This is a genomic window from Streptomyces diversicolor, assembly GCF_057537855.1.
Window position 1 is genome coordinate 296,861 of sequence record NZ_BAAJXA010000003.1, and the last position, 12,901, is coordinate 309,761.

Consider the following 12,901-nt stretch of genomic DNA (forward strand, 5'->3'; position numbering starts at 1 on the left):
GGGCACAGCGGGGACCATGGGAGTTTCCCGGCATGACGACGACTTCCACAGGCAGAGAGCAACCGGCCGGCACGGCAGTCGGGGAACCCGGCGAACAGCAGACGACCGGCCGAGGGGGGCGGCTCCACCGGATGAGCCGACGTGGACTGATCGGTGCCGCCGGCGCTGCGGGCGCCGGCTGGGGAGGACTGTTCGGCGCGGGACCCGCCGCCGCCTCACCGGTGTTGTGGGTCCGCCCGGAGGGCTCCGGCATGCCGCCGGTGAGCGGCCTGCATCTGCAGTTCGGCGCGGACGCCTCCCACGAGATGGTGGTGTCCTGGCAGACGCCGGTGCCGGTGCGGCGGCCCCGTGTTCTGCTCGGCACGCCCGCGGGCGGGCTGGGCCGCGACGTACCGGCACGGACCACGCTCTACAAGGACGCGAAGTCCGGACAACCGATCCATGCGCATCACGCCTGGCTGAGCCGGCTGCGCCCCGACACCGAGTACGTCTACGCCGCCGTGCACGACGGGGCCGGACCGGAGCCGGGGACGTTCCGGACGGCACCGAGCGGCAGGGCGCCGTTCACCTTCACCAGCTTCGGCGACCAGGGCACTCCCACGGTGGGCAAGCTGAACGGCCCCATGCCGTCGAAGATCACCTCGAAGCTCACCTACCTCAACGACAATCTCGGCTCGCCCTACGCGGGTGATGTGACCACGGCGGTGGAGCGCGTCGCACCGCTGTTCCACCTGATGAACGGCGACCTGTGCTACGCGAATCTGGCCGCCGACCGCATCCGCACCTGGTCGGACTGGTTCGACATGACCACCCGGTCGGCCCGGTTCCGGCCGTGGATGCCGGCGGCCGGCAACCACGAGAACGAGTCGGGCAACGGGCCGATCGGATTCGCCGCCTACCAGACGTACTTCGCGCTGCCGGGCAACGGCGGCGATCCGGAGACCGAAGGGCTGTGGTACGCGTTCACCGTGGGATCGGTGCGGGTGATCAGCCTGGCCAACGACGACGTGGCCTACCAGGACGCCGGCGACTCCTACGTCCGCGGTTACTCCGACGGGGCCCAGCGGCGCTGGCTGGAGGCGGAACTGACCCGCACCCGGGCCGACCGCGACATCGACTGGATCGTCGTCGTCATGCACCAGGTGGTCGTCTCCACCGCTGACCACCCGGGCAACGGTGCCGACCTGGGCATCCGCCAGGAATGGCTCCCGTTGTTCGACCGGTACGGAGTGGACGTGGTCGTCTGCGGTCACGAGCACCACTACGAGCGCTCCCACCCGATCCGCGGCCACCAGCCCAACGACACGATGACCCCCGATCCGGCGGCCACCCGCACCGACCTCGTCGACACCGCCGAGGGCACCGTCCACCTGGTCATCGGCGGTGGCGGCACCAACAGCCCGTCCAAGGACGTGCTGTTCGACACCCCGCGGTGCAACGTCATCACGGGCGTCGGCCCCGCCGGGGCGAACGGCAAGAAGACGCCCGTGTACGTGACGGAGCCGGCGCCCTGGTCGGCGGTCCGTGACCGCGTCAACTCCTACGGCTTCGTCGCCTTCTCCGTCGACCCGGGCACCCCGTCCTCGGGCCACACGAGCATGGCGGTCACCTATTACGCCGTCACCGGCCCCTACGCTCAGATCGACCCGGTCGACACCTTCACCCTGCGTCGCCTCCGCAACGACGTCCACAGGCAGGGCTGAACCCGTAAGCACGGCCCCCCGCGCCGCCCGACTCCCACCGCGGGAGCCGTCGACTGCACGAGGTGACCCGGGGCCGGTCGCGGTGATCCCCGCAAAGACTCATGCGGCCTTGCCGGCGCCGCCGGTCACCGTGAGCGAAGGGCCGGGTGGTCCGCGACGACCGTGGTGGAGCCGGGGCGGATCTCGGTGAAGCCGGCGTCCCGGACCAGGGGCAGTCCGCCGGTGGTGAGCCGGGGCCACTCGGCGGGGTCGGCGGTGCGCACGGACAGCGGGAAACCGGCGTCCCGCCAGTCGTCCCGCTCCGCGGCGGACAGCTCCCACCAGGCGAGCTGGGCGCCGTGCCCGGCCTGGGCCATCGCCTTGCCGGCCGACATGTCAAGGCCGGGGTTCAGCCACAGCACGGGCTGTGCCGGGTCGGGTGCGGCCGGCGGCTCGGGGTCGTCGAGTTCGGTGCCGGACACCTGGAGCCGGGCCAGATCCTTGGGCCAGCCGTCCAGGGGAACCGGCGGGAAGACCCGTACCTCCGCGGACTTCCCGGTGACGGTGATGCCGGGCAGCGCCTCGGCCCGCCGCCACTCGGCGCCCCGGGCCCGCCGCACCACCTTGCGGATCCGGGCGTCCTGCCAGTCCCGCACGGCCCGCGCCCACTCCCCGTCGCCCAGCGCCCGCTCGTCCGCGAGCAGCATGAGCACGGCCCGGGCGGCGGTCTCCAGCGCGTCGGTGCGCGCGGGCGGCGCCGCCCGCTCGATCCGTACGACGAGCGGCAGCACGAACTGCGGGGCCGCGTCGCGCGGGGAGCGCTCGGCATGGAAGGGGCTGTCACCGGGGGAGTCAGGAAGGTCGCTCACGACAGCCCACCTTACGGGTCCGGGCGGCGGTGCCGCCGTGGCCCGGTGCGGCAGGGGTCAGCCCGAGCAGGCGGTGCGCTGCGCCTCCTGCCACGCGCAGACGGGGCACAGCGTGATGCCCCGGTGCGAGGGCGGATACTCGGTCGGCTCGCGGCACAGCACGCACTCCGCGTACGGCGGGCCGCCGGCCGTGGCGGGCCCGTCGGGGCGGGTGGCCGGGCGGGGGTCCTCGTCGGTCATGCCCTCAGCGGAGGCGGGTCAGCGGCGGCTGCCGGACTGCGAGATCAACGTGGAGACCTTCACGAACTGAAAGCCCCGCTTGCGCAGTTCCGGCACGATCGTGCGTACGACCCGCTCGGTGGTCGGGGCGGCGCTGCGGGTGCAGTGCATGACGACCACCGACCCGGGCCGCACCCCGTCCAGCACCTGCTTGACGACCGCGTCGGCGTCCGTCGCGAACGCGTCCCCGCTGACCACGTCCCACTGCACCGCGGTGACCCCGAGCCCGCTCAGCGCGCGCAGCGACTGCTGGTCGTAGCAGCCGCCGGGGAAGCGGAAGTACGGCATCGGGTGGGGCACGCCCGCCTTGCGGAGGGAGGCGTACGCCTGCTCCACGTCCGCGCGCATCCGGTCGGCGGAGACGGTCGGCAGGCCGTAGCAGTCGGCGGTGAAGGCGTAGTGGCTGTAGGAGTGGTTGGCGACCTCGAACAGCGGGTCGCTGCCGATCGAGCGGGCCTCGGCCGGGTACTGCTCGGCCCAGCGGCCGGTCATGAACACGGTCGACGGGACCTTTAGGTCGCGCAGGGTGGCGATCAGGTCGGGGTTGTCGAAGTGCTCGCCAGCCGCGGCGCGTTTTCCCTGGTCGGCGGTCATGTCGGCGTCGAAGGTGAGGGCGACGGTCTTGCCCCGGGTGCGCGGGCCGTTCATGAAGACGGGGGTGAGACCGCCGGGGCCCGGGGTGAGGGTGGGCGGACGCGAGGAGGCGGACGAGGCGGCGGGCTGTGCCGGGGCCCGGCCCGTGGTGCGCGGGGCCCCGGCGGTGCCGCACGCGGCGAGGGCTGCGCCGAGGGCGCAGAGGGCGGTGACGCGGCATACAAGAGTGAACACGGTATGAAGATATGACCGGAAGTGGTGCATACCGGACGACATGGCTCACCGGCGGTCTGTGCGTCACCCGCCCGGCCCCCGCGGGCCCGGGGACGGACGGCGCGGAGGGCCCGGATGAGGGCGGGGCGGGTCACGGCGGAGGCCGCGGCGAGCAGCGGGAGGGCGCGGACGGGCGCGGTGGCGGGACTTTGGGCGTCCTGGGCGGCTCAGCGGGCGTAGTGGCCGGACAGGGTGCCGGAGGCGAGGGTGTGGGCGGCGAGTGCGTGCCGCAGGTCGTCGGCGGTGGCGGTCGCCGGTGTCAGGTCCGGTCTCCGGTCGGCGGCATAGACCGTGAAGACGTAGTGGTGGGGCCGGTCCCCGCGCGGCGGGCACGGACCGCCGTAGCCGGGCCTGCGGAAGTCGTTGCGGCCCTGTTCCGCGCCCTCGGGTGCGCGGCCCTCGGCCAGCGCGGTGGTGCGCGGGGCGATGTTCCACACCAGCCAGTGAGTGAACGGGCCCTCGGGGGCGTCGGAGTCCTGGACCAGCAGGGCCAGCGAGGCCGTCCCCGCGGGTACGCCGGAGAAGGCGAGCGGCGGCGAGACGTCCGCGCCGTCGCAGGTGTAGCGGCGCGGGATCGCCCCGCCCTCGGCGAAGGCGGCACTCGCCACCGCGATGCGGTGCCCGGACGGCGCGGCGGACGACACGGCGGGGGAAGGGGCCGGGGGCACGGAGGCCCCGCCGCCGCAGGCCGCGGCACCGCAGAGCACGACGGCCAGCATTCCGACGGTCACCGGACGGTTGCGCATACCCGCAGGCTAAGCGCTCCGCTGGACATGCCGCGCTGTGCCGTCGGCCGTCCGTGGCACCATCGCGGCCGGTCGCTCCCCCACGTTCTCGGCTTCGCGCGACCAGGGGGACCCATCGCGGCGGAGCCGCATGTCAATACAGCCCCGCGCCCCTTCGGGTCGCTGTCGTGGGGCGGCACGGCTCAGGGCAGGTCCGGGTGGGGGGTCGGGGGCGGTGTGTCCTCCGGGGGCGTGGGGATCGGGCGCGTGGGGCGGGTGGTGGAGTGGTCCTGGCCGTTCGGGGTGGTGGCCTCCGTGTGGGGTGCGGCGGGGGGTGCCGCGTCGGCGCCCGCCGGCTGCTGTGCCTTTTCCAGGAAGCGGAGCAGTTCCACCGGGAAGGGCAGCACCAGTGTGGAGTTCTTCTCGGCGGCCACCGCCACCACCGTCTGCAGCAGCCGCAGTTGCAGCGCGGCGGGGGTGTCGGCCATCTGCTGCGCCGCCTCCGCCAGCTTCTTCGACGCCTGGAACTCCGCGTCGGCGTTGATGATCCGGGCCCGCCGTTCACGGTCCGCCTCGGCCTGGCGGGCCATGGACCGCTTCATCGTGTCCGGCAGGGAGACGTCCTTGATCTCGACCCGGTCGATCTGCACGCCCCAGCCCACGGCCGGGCTGTCGATCATCAGCTCAAGGCCCTGGTTGAGCTTTTCGCGGTTGGACAGCAGATCGTCGAGGTCGCTCTTGCCGATGATGGACCGCAGCGAGGTCTGCGCCATCTGGGAGACGGCGAACCGGTAGTCCTCGACGTTGACGATCGCGGCCCTCGCGTCCATGACCTTGAAGTACACGACCGCGTCGACCCGGACGGTCACGTTGTCGCGGGTGATGCCCTCCTGGGCGGGGATCGGCATCGTCACGATCTGCATGTTGACCTTGTGCAGCCGGTCCACCCCGGGGATGACCATGGTGAAGCCCGGCGCTCGCGCCGGTTCCATGACCCGCCCCAGCCGGAAGACCACGCCGCGTTCGTACTGCTTGACGATCCGGGCCGCCGCGGTCAGATAGATCAGGCCGGCGGCGCCGAGGCCCACGAGGGCGCCCAACAGGTCCGGGAGCATGACGGCCTCCTCCGCTCAGAGGTCCGTTCCATCCGTTCCTGTAACGATATGCCCGGTGTCTGGTCCGGGGCCACGCCCCTGCCCCGGACCAGACCGGCGCGTCACCGCGCCGTCGTGAGCCGTACCGGCTCGGTCCCGGACGAGCTGTGCCGCTCGGCCCAGGACTCCAGCGCGGTCCGGCAGGCGTGATCCAGGTGGTGCAGGCCGGACAGGTCGAGCCGGACCGGCCGGTCCGTGGGCAGTGCCTCCAGGCTGTCGAGGATCTTCGGCAGCCGCAGGAAGGTGGCGTTGCCGGACAGATACGCCTCGACGGGGCCGGCGCCCTTGTCGACGAACTCCAGCCTGACGTGCGAGGCCTCCCACGCGGTCTTGCCGATCGCCAGCGCCAGGCCGATCAGTACGCCCTCGAACATGCTGACCGCGACGATCGACACGGCCGTGACGACCAGGATCAGCGCCTCGCCCCGGGACTCGCGCCACAGCGTGGCCAGCGCCCGCACCGGGATGAGCTTGGCTCCCGAGTACACGAGGATGCCCGCGAGCGCGGGGATCGGGATGTAGCCCAGCACGTCCGGCAGCAGGGCCGCGAACAGCAGCAGCCAGACGCCGTGCAGCACCCGGGACGCCTTGGTGCGGGCGCCCGCCTGCACGTTCGCCGCGCTGCGCACGATCACCGCGGTCATCGGCAGCGCGCCGAGCAGCCCGCAGATCGTGTTGCCGGCGCCCTGGGCGACCAGTTCCCTGTCGTACTGGGTGCGTGGTCCGTCGTGCAGCCGGTCCACGGCCGCCGCGCTGAACAGCGACTCGGCGGACGCGATCAGCGTGAACGCGACGATCGTGCCGAGCATCCCGAGGCCGGCGAGTTCACCGAAGGCGCTCAGCGGCGGCGGCTGGATCGAGCCGAGCAGCCCCTGCACCTCGACGGTGGCCACGGGCAGGCCGAGGGCCATCGCGGCCGCCGTGGCGAGGCCGACCGCGGCCAGCGGGCCCGGCACCGCGCGCACCGGGGCGGGGGCGAGCTTCCACAGCAGGAGGACCGCGATCGTGCCCGCGCCGAGGGCGAGGGAGGCCAGCGCGTCCGTGTCGCCGAGGGCGTCCGCGAGCGCCCCGGGAAGTCCGGCTATCTTTCCTGGGCCGGAATCGGGGGCCTCGGCGGCCAGCGCCGGGTACAGCTGTCCGGCGATCAGGACCAGACCGATACCGGCCAGCATGCCCTCCACCACCGAGACCGAGATGGCCCGGAACCAGCGGCCGAGCCGCAGGGCGCCCATAGCCGTCTGGAGCACCCCGGCGACGAGCACGATCACCCCGAGCGCGGGCAGCCCGAACTGCTGCACCGCCTCGAAGACCAGCACGGTCAGGCCGGCGGCCGGACCGGAGACCTGGAGGCTGCTGCCGCGCATCAGCCCGGTGACGATGCCCCCGACGATGCCGGTGACCAGGCCGAGTTCGGCCGGTACGCCGGAGGCGACGGCCACGCCCACGCACAGCGGGAGCGCGACCAGGAAGACGACGAGGGAAGCGGTGAAGTCCTGCCTGAGATGAGGGAATGGGTTGGTCACGGCGCGGCTCACAGTGCTTCGAAGGTGTCGGTCTGCGCGACGTGCGCCCGGACGGCGCCGGTGTGCACCTCGTAGTACCAGGCGTGCAGGGCGAGTCGCCCCTGGGCCAGCTTCCGGGCCACGCACGGGTACGAGCGCAGCCGCAGCAACTGGGTCAGGACGTGGCTCTGCACGCCCTCGGTGACGGCGGGGTCCTCGGCCGCGCCGGCCGGGCGCGGGGTCGCGTGCGCCAGCCAGTCGCGCACGGCGGGTACGGCGGTCAGGTCGTCGCCGCGCACCAGCGCGCCGACGGCACCGCAGTGGGAGTGGCCGCAGACGACGACGTCACGGACGCCGAGCACTTCGACGGCGTACTCGATGGTGGCCGCCTCGGCCGTGGGGTGCGCGGAGGCGTGGGGCGGGACGATGTTGCCGGCGGTGCGCAGTTCGAACAGCTCACCGGGGCGGGCGCCGGTGATCAGGGCCGGCACGACCCGGGAGTCGGAGCAGGTGATGAACAGGACCTGCGGGGACTGGCCTTCGGCGAGCTTGGCGAACTCCTCAGGGCGCTGTCCGAAGGTACGGGCGTTGTCGATGAGGGGCTGCATGGTGTGTTGGTTCCTCCTGGCGCGCCGTTCCGGCGCGTCGGACGTGCAGGACGGTGGTGAGGGCTGCCCGTCTCTCAGCAGCGGAAGACCTGAAGCGCCGCCGGGGTGTGGGCTCCTGAGGGTCTGGGGACGCGGTGGTGCACGGCGCCGGGCGCACTCGCCCGGCCTGTGGTCGTCATGGCCCCGTCGGGCAGCGGACGCCCGGGCGTCCGCCCCGAGACGGCGGCGCGCCGGCGGTCACGGTCGGGCGTCGCGCCGGGCGGCTCCTCGCCGTGCCCCGTGTCGCGGTGGGTCCCCGTGCCGTCGCGCGACGGCTTCCCGGAAAGCTCGGTTCCGGATTGAGCCTTGGCCTCGGTATGACGGAATGTGTGCGCGGATGCGAAGGAATCCGTGGGTGTGAACAACTGCAGGGCGAGTAGGACGGTGGCGAGGAGTGTCAGCGCGCTCCGGCGCGTTCGACCTCGGAACATGCGCCCCCCTCCCGACAGTTCACGCCTCTAGTACGGACCAAGCATTGGTCAATGAATGGTCAAGAGACACGGTAACCCTGCGAAGTTGTTTGCAGGGTTAAATCCGCGTTTCGGGCGCGGGAGAGAGTGAAAAGTGCGGGTCCTATGGCGTGAACCAGTCCTTGACCCGCCGATCTTGATCGACTGTCAGGCCGCCACGAGGGGCTTCGCGTCCCGGGCGAGCGCGGTGAGCCGGGATATCGCGCGGAAGTACTTCTTGCGGTAACCGCCGTTCAGCATCTCCTCGCTGAACAACGCGTCGAAGGGCACGCCGGAGGCCAGGACCGGCACCTCACGGTCGTAGAGCCGGTCCGCGAGGACCACGAGGCGCAGCGCCGTGGACTGGTCGGGCACCGCCCGCACATCGGTGAGGCACACGGCCCGCACGCCGTCGGTCAGCGCGCCGTAGCGGCTCGGGTGCACCTTCGCGAGATGGTCCAGCAGACCCGGGAAGTCGTCGAGCGAGGCGCCCTCGGTGGCGTACGCCGTCCGGGTCACCTGCTTGTCGGAGTACGGCGCCGGCGCCTCGGGCAGGCCGCGGTGGCGATAGTCCTCGCCGTCGATGCGCAGGGTCCGGAAGTGCGCGGACAGGCCCTGGATCTCGCGCAGGAAGTCGACGGCCGCGAACCGGCCCTCGCCCAGCTTGCCCGGCAGGGTGTTGGAGGTGGCGGCGAGCGCCACGCCCGCGTCGACCAGCCGGCCCAGCAGCGTCGACACCAGGACCGTGTCGCCGGGGTCGTCCAGTTCGAACTCGTCGATGCACAGCAGCCGGTGGCCGCCGAGGGTGCGCACGGTCTCCTGGAAGCCGAGGGCGCCGACCAGGTTGGTCAGCTCCACGAAGGTGCCGAACGCCTTGAGCGCGGGCTCGGCCGGGGTGGCGTGCCAGAGGGAGGCCAGCAGATGGGTCTTGCCGACGCCGTACCCGCCGTCCAGGTAGACGCCGCGCGGGCCGGCCGGGGCCTTCTCCCTGGACCGTCCGAAGCCGAGGAACCCGCGCCTCGCGCCGCCCGCAGCGGACGGTTTGCCCAGGCCGGCCGCGAAGCCCTCCAGGGCCCGCACGGCCTCGGTCTGGCTGGGCTGGTCCGCATCCGGCAGGTAGGTGGTGAAGCGCGCCGAGTCGAAGCGCGGGGGCGGCACCATCTCGGCGACCAGCCGGTCCGCGGGGACGTGCGGCTCGCGGGAGCACAGGGACAGCGGGGCCGCGTCGGCGGCGGAGCCGGGCCGGGAGGCGGCGGTGGAGGACGACACGGTTCCCCATGGTAAGCGCCGTGTCACACTGCACCTCATGCGACGCCTGTTCCCTGTGACCGAAGAAACAGCAGCCCAGGACCTCGCCGCGGACGCCGCGCGGACGGGGGCGGGAGCCGCCGCCAAGGCCGCGGAGGCCACCCCGGAGGCTGCGGGGGCGGGGGCCGGGGCCGCCGCGGGCGCCGCCTCCCCGGGTGCGGGCGACCGCGCGGAGCGGGAGTGGAGCCTTGCCGAGCTGGCCGCCGCCTATGCCTACCCCGAGCAGGACCGGCACGGCGAGCAGGCGTGGCTGCGGGCCAACATGGTGTCCACGCTGGACGGCGCCGCCCAGTACGAGGGCCGCTCGCAGCCCATCTCCGGCGCGGCCGACATGCGGATCTTCGGAACGCTGCGGGCCCTCGCGGACGTCGTGGTCGTCGGTGCCCAGACCGTACGCGAGGAGGGCTACCGGCCCGCACGCGCGCGTGCCGAGTTCGCGGCGGCCCGCCAGGCCGCGGGACAGGGCCCGGCCCCGGCCATCGCGGTGGTCAGCGCGAGCCTGGAACTGGACTTCTCGCATCCGCTGTTCACCGCGCCGCTGGTGCCCACCCTGGTCCTGACCGGCGCCGCGGCGGACCGGGGCCGGATCGCCGCGGCCGAGCGGGCGGGCGCCCGGGTGGTGATCGCGGGCGACGGCACCGAGGTGGATCCGGCGCGCGCGGTGCGGGCCCTCGCCGGGCTCGGCCACACCCGGCTGCTCACCGAGGGCGGCCCCCGGCTGCTCGGCCGGTTCGTCGCCGCCGGGGTGCTCGACGAGCTGTGCCTGACGCTGTCGCCGATGCTCACCGCGGGCAACGCCCAGCGCATCGCGGACGGTCCGCCGGTCGATGTGCCCCGGCGCTTCGAACTCGTGTCGCTGCTGACGGAGGCCGGATATCTGTTCGCCCGCTACCGGCGGTCCTGACCACAGCGGAACGTATCGTTCCGTTCTGCCTCCGCCGGGCACACTGGATCCGGCGGGACCCGTGCGATCACGGGGCAGGATGGTTTCCGCAGGGCCAGGTACGGTCCACGCAGGAGAGCGGGGCCAAGGGGCCCTCGAAGGAGAATGGGGCGCTGGTGTTCACAAGCGTTTTGATGATCGAGAAGGCCCTGACGTCCGCCGACGTGGAGTTCGTCACCACCTTGCACGGAGACGAGGCGGTCTTCTTCCATGTGCTGCTCCAGCCGCGGGGCGACCAGGCCGACCGGCTGCTGCGGGCCATCGACGACATCGCCCTCGGCGAACTCGACGACGCCGCCCGCGAGGGGGAGACACCGGAGGGCGCCGCCGCGAAGGAGCCCGCCGAACAGGCCCTGTCGGTGTCCCTCACCGCCCTGCGGGCGGCCGGCAGACAGGCGCGGGGGCGGCTGGTCGAGGACCATCCGCTGGACGCCCTGAAGTCCCTCGTCGACGAGGTCGGGGCCGACGAGGTGATCGTCCTCACCGACCCGCACTACGTGGAGGAGTTCTTCCACCGTGACTGGGCCTCGCGGGCCCGGCACAAGGTGGGGGTGCCGGTGCTGAAGCTGTTCTCGCACAGCAAGGCGTAGGCGCTCCGCGGTGACCTCTCGCCCGGTCCCCCGCGCCCCTGGGCGCAGGGACCGGCGCCGCTCGCGTACGACCGCGCCCCTCGCGTAGGCCGGGTCTCCCTCGCGTACGGCCGCGCCCCTCGCCGCGACCGCGCCCCTCGCGTACGACCGACGTCCGTCGCCTACGGCCGACGTCCGTCGCCTACGGCCGACGTCCGTCGCCTACGGCCGACGTCCGTCGCCTACGGCCGACGTCCGTCGCCTACGGCCGACGTCCGTCGCGTACGGCCGGTGCCCTCGCGGTGGTGTGGGACGGGCCGGTGGCCTGTCCACGCGGGGCGGGCCGGGAGGGCCCCTCGCCCCGCCGGCGCGAGCCGCCGCACGGGGCACGCCGTCACCTCCGGCGCGCGCCGGTGACCACCGCGCTCGTGGAGCCTCGCTGCGCGGAGACCGGCGCGGGAGCGCATAGGCTAGGCGTGCTCAGCCCGCACCGTGATCCTGGGGAGATTCGCATGGCACCCGGCCTTCCTGCCGCCATGGACCGACCGCACTTCATCGGCATCGGCGGCGCCGGGATGTCGGGGATCGCGAAGATCCTCGCGCAGCGTGGGGCCAAGGTCGCGGGGAGCGACGCCAAGGAGTCGGCGACCGCCGACGCCCTGCGGGCGCTCGGCGTGACCGTGCACATCGGGCACGCGGCCGAGCACCTTGCCGACGACGCCGACTGCGTGGTCGTGTCGTCGGCGATCCGCGCGGACAACCCGGAGCTGGCCCGCGCCGCCGAACTGGGCATCCCGGTGGTGCACCGTTCCGACGCCCTCGCCGCCCTGATGGACGGCCGGCGGCCGATCGCCGTCGCCGGCACCCACGGCAAGACGACCACCACGTCGATGCTGGCGGTGGCGCTGACCGAGCTGGGCCTGAACCCGTCGTACGCCATCGGCGGCGACCTGGACGCCCCCGGCTCCAACGCCCTGCACGGCACCGGCGAGATCTTTGTGGCCGAGGCGGATGAATCGGACCGCAGCTTCCACAAGTACGCGCCCGAGGTCGCGATCGTCCTCAACGTCGAGCTCGACCACCACGCCAACTACGCCTCGATGGACGAGATCCACGAGTCCTTCGAGACCTTCGCCGGCCGGATCGTGCCCGGCGGCACCCTGGTGATCGCCGCGGACCACGAGGGCGCCCGGGAACTGACCCGGCGGCTGGCCGGTTCGGTGCGGACGGTGACCTACGGGGAGCGGGCGGACGCCGACGTGCGGATCCTGTCCGTCGTCCCGCGGGGGCTCACCAGCGAGGTCACCGTGGAGCTGGACGGTGCGCCGCTGACCTTCACGGTCTCCGTGCCCGGCCGGCACTACGCGCACAACGCGGTGGCCGCGCTCACGGCGGGAGTGGCCCTCGGCGTCCCGGCGCCCGAGCTGGCGGCGGCGCTGGCCGCCTACACCGGGGTGAAGCGCCGGCTGCAGCTGACGGGCGAGGCGGCCGGCGTGCGGGTCGTCGACTCCTACGCGCACCACCCGACCGAGATGACCGCCGACCTGGAGGCGATGCGGGCCGCCGCGGGAGACGCCCGCATCCTCGTCCTCTTCCAGCCGCACCTGTTCTCCCGCACCCAGGAACTGGGCAAGGAGATGGGCCGGTCCCTGGCCCTCGCGGACGCCTCGGTCGTGCTCGACATCTACCCGGCCCGCGAGGACCCGATCCCCGGCGTGACCAGCGAGCTGATCGTCGAGGCGGCGCGCGCGGCGGGCGCGGACGTCACCGCCGTGCACGACAGGACGCGGTCCGTGTCCGTGATCGCGGGAATGACGAGGCCCGGTGATCTCGTTCTCACCATGGGCGCGGGTGACGTGACCGACCTGGGCCCGCTGATCCTTGATCGCCTGTCGCAGCAGTGAAGG

12 protein-coding genes are annotated in these 12,901 nt (G+C 73.3%); 4 read left to right on the forward strand and 8 right to left on the reverse strand.

What is annotated here, in order from left to right; translation table 11 throughout:
• Positions 1-131: 131 nt before the first annotated feature.
• Positions 132-1,703, forward strand: coding sequence for a purple acid phosphatase family protein (locus tag AC27LF_RS04990; protein WP_479659710.1), 1,572 nt, complete (start codon positions 132-134; stop codon positions 1,701-1,703).
• Positions 1,704-1,828: 125 nt separating this feature from the next.
• Here the strand turns inward: AC27LF_RS04990 and AC27LF_RS04995 are convergent, their stop codons facing one another.
• From AC27LF_RS04995 to zapE, 8 genes are all read right to left on the reverse strand, one after another.
• Entirely contained in the window at positions 1,829-2,551 is a 723-nt protein-coding gene (locus AC27LF_RS04995) for a peptidyl-tRNA hydrolase (protein WP_479659709.1), read from the reverse strand.
• Between the two features lie 57 nt (positions 2,552-2,608).
• On the reverse strand, positions 2,609-2,791 hold the full coding sequence (locus tag AC27LF_RS05000) for a hypothetical protein (RefSeq protein WP_479659708.1): 183 nt from the start codon (positions 2,789-2,791) through the stop codon (positions 2,609-2,611).
• A gap of 18 nt (positions 2,792-2,809) precedes the next feature.
• Positions 2,810-3,658 (reverse strand): polysaccharide deacetylase family protein, encoded by an 849-nt coding sequence (locus tag AC27LF_RS05005; RefSeq protein WP_479659707.1) that lies wholly within the window; start codon positions 3,656-3,658, stop codon positions 2,810-2,812.
• A 206-nt stretch (positions 3,659-3,864) separates the two neighbouring features.
• Positions 3,865-4,443 (reverse strand): YbhB/YbcL family Raf kinase inhibitor-like protein, encoded by a 579-nt coding sequence (locus tag AC27LF_RS05010; RefSeq protein ID WP_479659706.1) that lies wholly within the window; start codon positions 4,441-4,443, stop codon positions 3,865-3,867.
• Positions 4,444-4,625: 182 nt separating this feature from the next.
• Positions 4,626-5,537: a slipin family protein gene (locus tag AC27LF_RS05015; protein WP_479659705.1), complete on the reverse strand. Its 912-nt coding sequence runs from the start codon at positions 5,535-5,537 to the stop codon at positions 4,626-4,628.
• A gap of 101 nt (positions 5,538-5,638) precedes the next feature.
• Positions 5,639-7,099, reverse strand: coding sequence for a SulP family inorganic anion transporter (locus AC27LF_RS05020; protein WP_479659704.1), 1,461 nt, complete (start codon positions 7,097-7,099; stop codon positions 5,639-5,641).
• Between the two features lie 8 nt (positions 7,100-7,107).
• Positions 7,108-7,686, reverse strand: coding sequence for a carbonic anhydrase (locus AC27LF_RS05025; RefSeq protein ID WP_404038018.1), 579 nt, complete (start codon positions 7,684-7,686; stop codon positions 7,108-7,110).
• Positions 7,687-8,342: 656 nt separating this feature from the next.
• The gene (gene zapE, locus AC27LF_RS05030; protein ID WP_479659703.1) at positions 8,343-9,443 is read right to left on the reverse strand and encodes a cell division protein ZapE; all 1,101 of its coding nucleotides are present in this window, start codon (positions 9,441-9,443) and stop codon (positions 8,343-8,345) included.
• Between the two features lie 37 nt (positions 9,444-9,480).
• On the opposite strand from zapE, the gene AC27LF_RS05035 reads away from it, so the two are divergent.
• The 3 genes from AC27LF_RS05035 (at position 9,481) to murC (ending at position 12,898) form a co-directional block, all read left to right on the forward strand.
• Positions 9,481-10,386: a pyrimidine reductase family protein gene (locus AC27LF_RS05035; protein ID WP_479659702.1), complete on the forward strand. Its 906-nt coding sequence runs from the start codon at positions 9,481-9,483 to the stop codon at positions 10,384-10,386.
• 155 nt (positions 10,387-10,541) lie between these two features.
• Positions 10,542-11,015: an indole-3-glycerol phosphate synthase gene (locus AC27LF_RS05040; RefSeq protein ID WP_479659701.1), complete on the forward strand. Its 474-nt coding sequence runs from the start codon at positions 10,542-10,544 to the stop codon at positions 11,013-11,015.
• A gap of 491 nt (positions 11,016-11,506) precedes the next feature.
• A complete protein-coding gene (gene murC, locus AC27LF_RS05045) occupies positions 11,507-12,898 on the forward strand; it encodes a UDP-N-acetylmuramate--L-alanine ligase (RefSeq protein WP_479659700.1) in 1,392 nt (463 codons plus the stop codon).
• The last annotated feature ends 3 nt before the right edge of the window (positions 12,899-12,901 follow it).

Coding starts and splice junctions, on each gene's coding strand:
- AC27LF_RS05025 (WP_404038018.1), bottom strand. CDS start 7,686: ATGCAGCCCCTCATCGACAACGCCCGTACCTTCGGACAGCGCCCTGAG.
- AC27LF_RS05000 (WP_479659708.1), bottom strand. CDS start 2,791: ATGACCGACGAGGACCCCCGCCCGGCCACCCGCCCCGACGGGCCCGCC.
- AC27LF_RS05035 (WP_479659702.1), top strand. CDS start 9,481: ATGCGACGCCTGTTCCCTGTGACCGAAGAAACAGCAGCCCAGGACCTC.
- AC27LF_RS05015 (WP_479659705.1), bottom strand. CDS start 5,537: ATGCTCCCGGACCTGTTGGGCGCCCTCGTGGGCCTCGGCGCCGCCGGC.
- AC27LF_RS04990 (WP_479659710.1), top strand. CDS start 132: ATGAGCCGACGTGGACTGATCGGTGCCGCCGGCGCTGCGGGCGCCGGC.
- AC27LF_RS05010 (WP_479659706.1), bottom strand. CDS start 4,443: ATGCGCAACCGTCCGGTGACCGTCGGAATGCTGGCCGTCGTGCTCTGC.
- murC (WP_479659700.1), top strand. CDS start 11,507: ATGGCACCCGGCCTTCCTGCCGCCATGGACCGACCGCACTTCATCGGC.